Raw genomic sequence first — 2,049 nt, forward strand, 5'->3', positions numbered from 1 at the left:
CGAGGCGCTGCGGGTCGATGTGCTGCCCGTCCCGGACGCGGACCCGGTGGTCGCGGCCGCGGGCCTCGCCGCCTCGTCGGGGGCCGATGTGCTCGCCGTGGAGGAGCACGACCTGACCGTGGCCCGGCACCGCGCCATGGCGAAGGCGGCGCCCGGCCTGAGACTGGCCGATCTGGGTTTCACCGTGGAGCAGCAGCGGATCGTCAAGGACGAGGAGGAGATCGGCTGTCTGCGGATCGCCGCCGAGATCACCGACCAGGCCCTGGGTGAACTCCTGGAATCCATCCTGGTCGGCCGCACCGAGCGCCATCTCGCGCTGGAGCTGGAGCGGCGCCTGGTCGACCACGGGGCGGACGGCCCCGCCTTCGCCACCTCCGTGGCCACCGGCCCCAACTCCGGCCAGGAGAGCCACCGGCCCTCCGACCGCCGGGTGGAGGAGGGAGATTTCCTCTCCGTCCGGCTGGGGGCCTGCTACCACGGCTACCGCTGCGCGATCGGCCGGACCTTCGTCATCGGCACCGCCCCCGCCCAGTGGCAGATCGAGCTCTACGACCTCGTTTTCGCCGCTCAGCGGCAAGGCAGGGAGTCGTTGGCGCCGGGCGCCGCCTACCGGGACGTGGACCGGGCGGCCCGCCGTCCGCTGCGGTCCGCGGGGTACGGAGAGGTCCTCCAGCCGAGGACCGGGCACGGTGTGGGCCTCGAAATCGAGGAGGACCCGCAATTGGCACCGACAGCCATGGGTAAACTGGACGCTTGTGTGCCGGTCACCGTCGGACCGGGGGTCCACCTCCCGGGCCGGGGCGGTGTCCGGATCGATGACACGCTCGTCGTGCGCCCCGAGGCGGACGGCGGACCCGAGCTACTCACCATGACGACCAAGGAACTGCTCGCGCTCTAGCGCGCGTTCCCGGTCGTTCCACCAGCTTCAGTCCAGGAGATTCCGCAACCGTGGCTTCCACGAACGACCTCAAGAACGGCCTGGTGCTCAAGCTCGACGGAGGCCAGCTCTGGTCCGTCGTCGAGTTCCAGCACGTCAAGCCCGGCAAGGGCCCCGCCTTCGTGCGCACCAAGCTCAAGAACGTGCTCTCCGGCAAGGTCGTCGACAAGACGTTCAACGCCGGTGTGAAGGTCGAGACGGCCACCATTGACCGCCGCGACATGCAGTTCTCGTACATGGACGGCGAGTACTTCGTCTTCATGGACATGGACACGTACGACCAGCTCATGGTCGACCGCAAGGCCGTCGGCGACGCCGCCAACTTCCTCATCGAGGGCTTCACCGCCTCCGTCGCCCAGTACGAGGGCGAGGTGCTCTACGTCGAGCTGCCCGCCGCGGTCGAGCTGACCATCCAGCACACCGACCCGGGCGTCCAGGGCGACCGCTCCACCGGTGGCACCAAGCCCGCCACCCTGGAGACCGGTTACGAGATCGGCGTGCCGCTCTTCATCACCACCGGCGAGAAGATCAAGGTCGACACCCGCACGGGCGACTACCTCGGCCGGGTGAACAGCTAACCGTGGCTGCCCGGAACAAGGCCCGCAAGCGCGCCTTTCAGATCCTCTTCGAGGCCGACCAGCGCGGTGAGTCCGTGCAGAGCGTCCTCGCGGACTGGGTCCGGCACTCGCGGACCGACGACCGTCAGCCGCCGGTCGGTGAATTCACGATGGAACTCGTCGAGGGGTACGCGCAGTACGCCGACCGGATCGACGACCTCATCGTCACCTACGCCGTGGACTGGGAGATCGACCGCATGCCGGTCGTCGACCGCAGCATCATCCGGCTCGGTGCCTACGAGCTGATCTGGATGGACGAGACCCCGGACGCCGTGGTGATCGACGAGGCGGTCCAGCTCGCCAAGGAGTTCTCCACCGACGACTCCCCGTCGTTCGTGAACGGCATGCTGGCCCGCTTCAAGGACCTCAAGCCGAACCTCCGCCGGGAGCAGTAGACCCGCGCAGATGGAGCAACCGGTGACGCTCTTCCAGCGCTCGGCCACCGCCACCTGCAGGGCCATGCCGCCCGACAGGGTGAGCTTGAGCACCGAGAAG

The 2,049-nt window shown here is 68.8% G+C and carries 3 protein-coding genes; all 3 read left to right on the plus strand.

The genetic code is table 11. The annotated features are described in order from the left end of the window. A partial coding sequence (locus AB0917_RS34020) for a M24 family metallopeptidase (protein ID WP_366823567.1) occupies window positions 1–898 on the plus strand: 898 nt, incomplete at its 5' end. Window positions 899–948: 50 nt separating this feature from the next. Then, window positions 949–1,515 carry an elongation factor P gene (efp, locus tag AB0917_RS34025; protein WP_018490319.1) on the plus strand — a complete coding sequence of 189 codons (567 nt, stop codon included), beginning with the start codon at window positions 949–951 and terminating at the stop codon, window positions 1,513–1,515. Window positions 1,516–1,517: 2 nt separating this feature from the next. Next, on the plus strand, window positions 1,518–1,949 hold the full coding sequence (gene nusB / locus AB0917_RS34030) for a transcription antitermination factor NusB (RefSeq protein ID WP_015607359.1): 432 nt from the start codon (window positions 1,518–1,520) through the stop codon (window positions 1,947–1,949). The last annotated feature ends 100 nt before the right edge of the window (window positions 1,950–2,049 follow it).

Origin of the sequence: Streptomyces sp. NPDC007346, from assembly GCF_040703535.1 — a bacterium.
Classification (GTDB): Bacteria; Actinomycetota; Actinomycetes; order Streptomycetales; family Streptomycetaceae; genus Streptomyces.